This window comes from Streptomyces sp. NRRL WC-3549 (assembly GCF_000721935.1).
GTDB lineage: Bacteria > Actinomycetota > Actinomycetes > Streptomycetales > Streptomycetaceae > Streptomyces.
On the sequence record NZ_KL585414.1, the window covers coordinates 211,631 to 219,228 of the forward strand.

The 7,598-nt window shown below is 70.8% G+C and carries 8 protein-coding genes and 1 pseudogene; 2 read left to right on the forward strand and 7 right to left on the reverse strand.

Going from position 1 to position 7,598, the window contains the following annotated elements:
• Positions 1–939 (forward strand): annotated as a pseudogene (locus IH13_RS38105) (methyltransferase); the annotation flags it as partial.
• A 70-nt stretch (positions 940–1,009) separates the two neighbouring features.
• On the opposite strand, the gene IH13_RS0122280 reads toward IH13_RS38105, so the two are convergent.
• From IH13_RS0122280 to IH13_RS0122310, 7 genes are all read right to left on the reverse strand, one after another.
• Positions 1,010–1,342: a TcmI family type II polyketide cyclase gene (locus IH13_RS0122280; protein WP_031087124.1), complete on the reverse strand. Its 333-nt coding sequence runs from the start codon at positions 1,340–1,342 to the stop codon at positions 1,010–1,012.
• A 19-nt stretch (positions 1,343–1,361) separates the two neighbouring features.
• Positions 1,362–1,841, reverse strand: a complete 480-nt coding sequence (locus IH13_RS0122285) for an SRPBCC family protein (RefSeq protein ID WP_031087127.1) — start codon at positions 1,839–1,841, stop codon at positions 1,362–1,364.
• 1 nt (position 1,842) lies between these two features.
• Positions 1,843–2,097: an acyl carrier protein gene (locus IH13_RS0122290; RefSeq protein WP_031087129.1), complete on the reverse strand. Its 255-nt coding sequence runs from the start codon at positions 2,095–2,097 to the stop codon at positions 1,843–1,845.
• Positions 2,098–2,110: 13 nt separating this feature from the next.
• The gene (locus IH13_RS0122295; protein WP_031087131.1) at positions 2,111–3,361 is read right to left on the reverse strand and encodes a beta-ketoacyl synthase N-terminal-like domain-containing protein; all 1,251 of its coding nucleotides are present in this window, start codon (positions 3,359–3,361) and stop codon (positions 2,111–2,113) included.
• The gene (locus IH13_RS0122300) at positions 3,358–4,626 is read right to left on the reverse strand and encodes a beta-ketoacyl-[acyl-carrier-protein] synthase family protein (RefSeq protein WP_031087132.1); all 1,269 of its coding nucleotides are present in this window, start codon (positions 4,624–4,626) and stop codon (positions 3,358–3,360) included. The genes IH13_RS0122295 and IH13_RS0122300 overlap by 4 nt, the downstream gene beginning before the upstream one ends.
• The gene (locus IH13_RS0122305) at positions 4,623–5,075 is read right to left on the reverse strand and encodes a cupin domain-containing protein (protein ID WP_031087135.1); all 453 of its coding nucleotides are present in this window, start codon (positions 5,073–5,075) and stop codon (positions 4,623–4,625) included. The genes IH13_RS0122300 and IH13_RS0122305 overlap by 4 nt, the downstream gene beginning before the upstream one ends.
• A 75-nt stretch (positions 5,076–5,150) precedes the next feature.
• Positions 5,151–6,269 carry a TcmI family type II polyketide cyclase gene (locus IH13_RS0122310; RefSeq protein WP_031087136.1) on the reverse strand — a complete coding sequence of 373 codons (1,119 nt, stop codon included), beginning with the start codon at positions 6,267–6,269 and terminating at the stop codon, positions 5,151–5,153.
• Positions 6,270–6,540: 271 nt separating this feature from the next.
• Here IH13_RS0122310 and IH13_RS0122320 point away from each other — a divergent pair.
• Positions 6,541–7,598: FAD-dependent oxidoreductase (locus tag IH13_RS0122320; RefSeq protein WP_031087138.1), on the forward strand; the 1,058-nt coding region annotated here is incomplete at its 3' end.

Sequence of the window (7,598 nt, forward strand, 5' to 3'; positions counted from 1 at the left end):
GGCCCGGCTGGGGGTCGCCGACGCCCTCGGCGAGCGCCCGCCTCGGCCGAGGAACTCGGCCAGGCCGTGCGGACCGAACCGGAACCGCTGCGCCGACTGCTGCGCGCGCTGTGCTGCTACGGCGTCTTCAGCGAGACGGAGGACGGGACGTTCGCCCACACGGAGATGTCCCGCCTGCTGCGCGAGGACGACCCGAACAGCCTGCGGTACATCTCCCTGTGGTGCACGGAGCCCTGGACGTGGGAGGTCTGGCCGCGGCTCGACGACGCGGTGCGCTCCGGTTCGAGCGTCTTCCCGGAGGCGTTCGGCAAGGGCTTCTTCGACTACCTCCACCAGGACGCGGGCGAGTCCGCCCAGGTGTTCAACCGCGCCATGACCACATCCAGCGTGCAGTCGGCCCGGGACGTCGCCGAACTGCTCGACCTCACCGGGGTGTCCTCGGTGGCCGACATCGGCGGGGGCCAGGGTCACGTATTGGCGAGCCTGCTGGAGAAGCACTCCTCGGCGCGCGGCATCCTGCTCGACCTGCCCGGTGTGGTGGCGCGGGCGGACGGCCGGCTGCGGGAGGGCGGCGCGCTCGCCGACCGGGTGCGGATCGTGCCCGGTGACTGCCGCGAGGGCGTCCCGTTCGAGGTGGATCTCTACATCATCAAGAACATTCTCGAGTGGGACGACGAGAGCACCCGCAGGACGCTGCGCAACGTGATGGCGGCGGCCCGTCCCGGGTCCCGGGTGGTGGTCATCGAGAACCTCGTCGACGACACCCCCTCCATGCGGTTCACCACCGCCATGGACCTGCTGCTGCTCCTCAACGTCGGCGGTGCGAAGCACACCAGGGAGAGCCTGGAGACACGGATCGCCGACGCCGGCCTGAAGATCGCCGAGGTCCGGCCGGTCAATCCCTATCTGCACGCGTTCGAGTGCGTCGTACCGGGCTGATCCGCCCGGGTACGCGTGTCGCCCCGGAGTCGGCGCTCAGGTGCCGGCCCCGGGGCGGCGCGTTGGTGCGTCAGGCGGAGCCGTCCCGCTGCCACCGGTAGAACTGCTGCGCCATCGCGTCCTTGGGTCCGCGCCAGGTCTGCGGGTCGTAGGGGCTCACGTAGGCGGTCAGCCGGTCGCTGATGGCCTTGAACTCCGGGTGTTCCGTCACCTTCGCGATCTCCGGACCCGGCGGCTGCTCGGACTCGATCAGGTGCAGGTAGACGTCTCCGAACTGGAACAACGTGCGCCGGTTGACCCCCACCAGGTGGGGCAGTTCGGTGTTGTCGGAGGCGGCGAACAGCTCGGCGATGTCCGGGGCGGCGTCGGGAGCCATCCGGGCGACGATCAGTGCGTGGTGCATCCGGTTGCCTTTCGGGGCATCAGTTGGCGGGGACCGCTGCGGAGCGCCGTTCCCGGTCGCGCTGCTCGATCTTGTCGCGGATGAGCTCCATCTGGACGCGGGAGTTGCGGTTGATGTTGTCGGTCATCCACGCGTCGTCGACCGGGGCGTCGGGCCGCATGGCGAAGTCCTGCCGCCAGCGCATCACCGTGCCCCCGGGGGCCTCCGCGTACTCCCAGTGGATGTCCATGTGCTGGAAGGGGCCCGGCTCCACGCGCCGTGCGTTCACGGTGCGGGTGGTGCGGTCGGTGGTGCGTTCGGAGACCCAGCTCCACACTTTGCCGTTGTCGTCGGGGTGCATGGTGAGCCGGAAGGTGGTCGTCCCGCCCTCGCGGTCGATCACCTCGACCGAGGCGTACTCGCTGAAGAGCTGGGGCCAGTTCTCGAGGTCGTTCGTCATGTCCCAGACCAGGTCCAGGGGCGCGGCGATGGTGATCTCGTTCTCGGTGTGTCCGGACACGTCAGACTCCTGTCAGGCTGTTGTTGACGAGGTCGAGGAACTCGCCCGGCGTCTTGCACCGGTCGGCGTCGGCCGGCAGAGGGCGGCCGTACCGGTTCTCGAGCGCGGCGACGATGCCGAGCAGGCCGAGCGAGTCGAGGCCGTACTCCTCGAAGGGGGAGCCGGGACGGCTCTCCATCTGGGACGGGTCGACCGTGAGGCCCGCGCCGTTCTTCATCAGCACGGACAGTTCTTCGTACGTCAGTCGGTCGGACATGAGGAGCTCCTTGTCAGTGGGGGGTGTCGGTGGGGCGACGGAGCACGAGGGCCGAGTTCGACCCCATGAGGCCCCGGCTCAGCACCAGCGCCGTGCGCAGCTCTGCGGGGCGTGCGCGGCCGGTGACCACGTCAAGGTCGTGGCACACCTCGAAGACGTTGGGCGTCGGCGGGACCAGACCGTGCTCCATGGCGAGCACCGCCGCGGAGACGTCCAGCACGGGCGCTCCGCAGTAGGCGCGGCCGATGCCCGTCTTGGGCGCCGTCACGGGCACGCGCCGGCCGTGCGCGCCCAGTGCGTCGGCGAGTGCCAGCGCCTCCGCCCGGTCGGCCGAGGGCACACCGAGGGCGTCCGCGAAGACGACGTCGATGTCCTCGGGGGCGCAGTCCGCCTCCCGCAGGGCGCCCTCGATGGCTCGGGCCAGTCCTTCACGGGACTGCTCCCACCGGCCGGCACCGGTGAAGGTGGCGGCGTGGCCGACGAGTTCGGCGCGCACGCGGGCGCCACGGGCGCGGGCCGCCGTCTCCTCCTCGACCACCAGCATGGCGCCTCCCTCGGCCGGTACGAAGCCGCAGGCGTCCTTGGTGAACGGCCGGTACGCGCGGGTCGGTTCGTCGCAGAGGCTGAGGTCCTCGTAGCCGAGCTGGCAGACGACCGAGTACGGGGCCAGGGGTGCCTCGGCGGCGCCGACGACGACGGCGTCCGTGCCGCCCCGGACGGACCGCCCGGCGTGCATGAGCGCGTCGAGGCCGCCGGCCTCGTCGCTGGCGACGACGGCGCAGGGGCCCTTGAAGCCTCCGCGGATGGAGATCTGGCCGGTGCTGGCGGCGTAGAACCAGGCGATGGACTGGTAGGGGCCGACGAACCGGGAGCCCTGGCCCCACAGCCGTTGCAGCTCGCGCTGGCCGAACTCGCCGCCCCCCGATCCGGCGGCCGTCACCACGCCCACCTTGAACGGGGTGTCCTGGTAGTCGGCGCGGCCGAGCCGCGCGTCGTCCAGGGCGAGGTCGGCGGCGGCCATCGCGTAGTGCGTGAACCGGTCGGTCTGGACGAGGTAGCGCTCCTCGACGGAGGCGACCGGGTCGAAGTCCCTGACCTCTCCGGCGACGCGCAGCGGAAGGCGCTCACAGCCCTCGCGGGACACCCGGTCGAGGACGCTGACCCCTTCCTGGGTCCGCTTCCAGAAGGCGCCGGTACCGGTCCCGTTGGGGGCGACGACGCCGATCCCCGTGATGACGGAGCGCCGGTGTGCCGGGTTGCTCATGGGGTCCTCCCGCCTGGTCGGGTCAGGGCGACGGCGGACTGGAACCCGCCGAACCCGCTGCCCACGGAGAGCACGCTGCGCAGCTTGAGGGGCCGTGCGGTGCGCGGAACGTAGTCGAGGTCGCACTCGGGGTCCGCGGTCTCGTAGTTGGCCGTCGGCGGCACCGTCTGGTGCTTGAGCGCCAGGACGCACGCGGCTATCTCGATGGCCCCGATGGCACCGAGGGAGTGACCGACCATGGACTTGATGGAGCTCATCGGCACCTTGTAGGCGTGTGTGCCCAGCGCCCGCTTCACCGCTGCGGTCTCGTGCCGGTCGTTCTGCTTGGTGCCCGAACCGTGCGCGTTGACGTAGTCGATCTGCGTGGGGTCCGTCCGGGAGTGGCCGAGTGCCGTGTTGATGGCCTCGGCCATTTCGAGGCCCTCGCTGGTGAGCCCGGTCATGTGGTAGGCGTTGCCGAAGGTGGCGTAGCCCGATATCTCGCACAGCACGGTCGCCCCGCGGGCCCGGGCGTGCTCCAGTTCCTCGAGTACGAGGACGGCGCCGCCCTCGCCCATGACGAAGCCGTCGCGGCGCGCGTCGAACGGGCGGGAGGCGTGCTCCGGGTCGTCGTTGTTCGCGGAGGTGGCCTTGATGGCGTCGAAGCAGGCGACGGTGATCGGGGTGATCGGGGTGTCGGACGCCCCGGCGATGCAGACGTCGACCCGGCCTTCCTCGATGGAGTGGAAGGCGTACCCGATCGCGTCCAGGCCGGATGTGCATCCGGTGGACACGGTCTGCACCGGTCCGTGCGCGCCGACCTCCTCGGCGACCGCCGAGGCGAGGGTGCTGGGCGAGAACGCCCGCTCCAGGTGGCGGCCCGCCGGCCGGTGGTCGACGTCCCAGCGCGCCCCGCTGTCGCTGACGGCGACGTAGTCGTGTTCGAGGCGGGTGGTACCGCCGACCGCGGTGCCGAGCGAGACCCCGATGCGCCAGGGATCCTCTTTCTCCAGGTCGAGCCCGGCATCGCCGAGTGCTTCCCTGGCCGCCACGAGGGCGAACTGGACGTACCGGTCGGAACGGGCGATCAGTTCGTCGTCCAGGCCGTACGTGACCGGGTCGAAGTCGCACTCGGCCGCGATGCGTGAGCGGAAGGGCGCGGGGTCGAAGAGCGTGATTCCACGGGTGGCGGTACGGCCGTTCGACAGCAGGTCCCAGAACGCCGGGGTGCCGATGCCGCCGGGCGCGACGACGCCGACTCCGGTGACGGCGACACGCCGGGTCACGACGCGGCCCCCGTTCGTTCTGGCGGTGCTCCGCGCTCGGCGGCCGGCACGGTCTCCGCGGCGTCCGTGACCTCGGTGTCGACGTGGCCGAGTTCGGGGCGCGGGGCGAGCGGGCCGAGGTGGAAGACCATGCGCGCCTCCACGTCACCCACGTTGCGGAAGCGGTGACGTACGTGCGGCGGGATGAGGAGGCCCTGGTCGGGCCGCATGGCGTGGGGTTCGCCGTCCAGGTCGACTTCGAGGAGGCCGTCCACGACGTACACGAATTCCTCGGAGTACGGGTGGTAGTGCTCACCGATGCGCTCACCGGGGCGGACGATGGCCAGTCCCATGAAGCCGCTGGTGGCTCCCACGGCCGTTGGTGTGAGCATGGCGCGCAGATCGCCTCCGCGCCTGCGGTTGGGCTGCGTCTCGCTGAGGTCCACGATGCGAGGCCGGTGCGTGGTCATGACTGCTCTCCTCCGGGCGCGTTGTGCGAGGTGGCGGCAGCCCGGGCCGGTGCCCGGGTCTGCCGGTGGGACACGTCAGGACTCGGTGGCCCGACGGTCGGTGATCAGGTCCATCTCCGCCTGGGAGAGGAACCGGGCGGCCTCCGGATCGGTCGTCGGCAGGCCGTTGGCGCCGCCTTCGAGGAGCCGTCCGAGCATGGCCGCCTTGCGGGCACCGCCGATGCCGAGCGCCTGAGCGGGCTGCGCGTCGAGGGGGCCGCTCACTTCGAGCAGGCGCACCACCACGTCGTCGCGCTGGAAGATGGTGCTGCTCTCGATGGGGCCGGCGACGTCCTCCGCCGCTTCCTCGTCCTGGCCGGCGAGCAGCCGGGCCAGAGCCATGCCGCAACCGTCCTTCGCCTGGTAGAACAGCGCGTGCCGCTGGACGTCGGCCGCGGCGTGCCGTCCGGCCTTCACGTGGTGGACGGTCGGGAGCGCGGCCCGGGTGAAGAACATCCGTGCGGAGTCGGGGTCGGACAGGTCCCGGTCCTGCTCCAGATAGGGGTTGATGGCTTCCTCGACGGCCCTGACCTCGGGCTGCCGGGAGACGTGGCGCAGGGCGGCCATCAGGTCTCCCTCGACCTCCACGGCCCGTACGACACGGTTGCCGTGCATGAAGAGCGAGGTGCGGCGCAGCCGGGTGTTCTCGTCGACCCGGGCCTGGGGGGAGTCGTAGTCGGCGAGGATCTTCGCGACGATGTCCTCCGTGCCCGGCTTCACCGTGAAGGTGAGCGCATGGCGGACGATGCCGTCGCCCAGGCGCGGGGCGGACTGGAGGCGGCCCTTGACGGGTTCGGAGGCGTTCTCGAACGCGGCACCGGTCTCACGCAGCACGCTGAAGCGGAGCGAACGGGTGTCGCGCACGCAGTTGTGCAGGGGCTGGACCGTCTTGACGTGCTCCTCGCTGTTCACCCAGGCGAGGAAGGGGGGCGCGCTCTCCCACTCACTGGTGATGAGCCACTGCGAGGGGTTCTCGATGGACTGGCAGAGCTGGTCGCTGATGTGACCGGGGACCGACGCCACCTGGTTGCGCATGTGCTCGTACGCCTCGAGGAACTCGTTCTGAGCGCCGTCGTGCAGGTCCAGCAGCAGTATGACCCGGAGCCTGGAACCGTCGAAGGCGGACTGCGATATGCGTTCCGAGAGGGTTGTCATCTTTCGCTCTCCTTCGAGACGGTGCGTACGGCCACGTCCGGTGGTCTGTCGTCATCCGTCGGTTTCGGTGGAGTGGAAGCCGAGCGGGTCTCCCCCGCTGATGCGTCGTCTCCGCACCCCCCGGCATCGCGAGCATCGCTCCCGCGAACGATCGTGGAACGCCGTGACGGGCCGCGCGAGATTTATGAACCGTTCAGGTGAGGAGGTCGCCGAAGCCCTCGTACGAGGGCATGGACACTGCATACGTCCTGCGTCCGAGCTGGAGCAACTGATGAACGAGAACGTCGACCACCGCGTACCGGTCCTCATCGTGGGCGGCTCCCTGGTGGGCCTGTCCGCCTCCCTCTTCCTGAGCCGGCTCGGCGTCCGCCACCTCCTCGTCGAGAAGCACGCGGGCACCTCCACCCACCCGCGGGGGCGCGGCAACAACGTCCGCACGATGGAGCTCTTCCGGACGGCCGGGGCGGAGCGGCTGATCCGGGACGCCGCTTCGGTGCTGGCGGAGAACCACGGCATCCTGCAGGCGGCCTCGCTCACCGGGGACGACCAGGAGTGGCTGTTCAAGGAGATCGACCCCGGCGGCGGGCTGGCCCGGTTCAGTCCGAGCGGCTGGTGTCTGTGCAGCCAGAACGATCTGGAGCCGGTGCTGGTCGAGCATGCGCGCGCCCAGGGCAGCGATCTGCGGTTCTCCGCGGAACTGCTCAGCTTCGACCAGGACCCGGACGGGGTGAGCGCCGTGGTGAAGGACCGGGAGACCGGGGAGCACACCACGGTGCGCGCCGACTACCTCGTGGCGGCGGACGGGCCGCGCAGTCCGATCCGGGAGCAGTTGCGGATCGGGCAGTCGGGTCCCGGGGACCTGTTCCACAACGTGAGCATCACCTTCCGGTCCCGGGACCTGGCCTCGGTGGTCGGCGAACGGCGTTTCATCGTCTGCTATCTGACGAGCCCGGACGCGGACGGGGCGCTGCTGCCCGTGGACAACGAGGAGCGCTGGGTGTTCCACGCGCCGTGGAAGCCCGAGCTCGGCGAGACACTGGAGGACTTCACCGACGAGCGGTGCGCCGAGCACATCCGCCGGGCGGTCGGCGCGCCGGGGCTCGACGTCGAGATCACGGGCAAGGCGCCGTGGCACGCCGCGGAGCGGGTGGCCGAACGGTACGGGGCGGGCCGTGTCTTCCTGGCGGGCGACTCCGCCCACGAGATGTCCCCGACCGGGGCGTTCGGCTCCAACACCGGTATCCAGGACGCGCACAACCTGGCGTGGAAGCTGGCCGCCGTGGTGAACGGGGAGGCCGGCCCGGGTCTTCTGGACCCGTACGAGGCGGA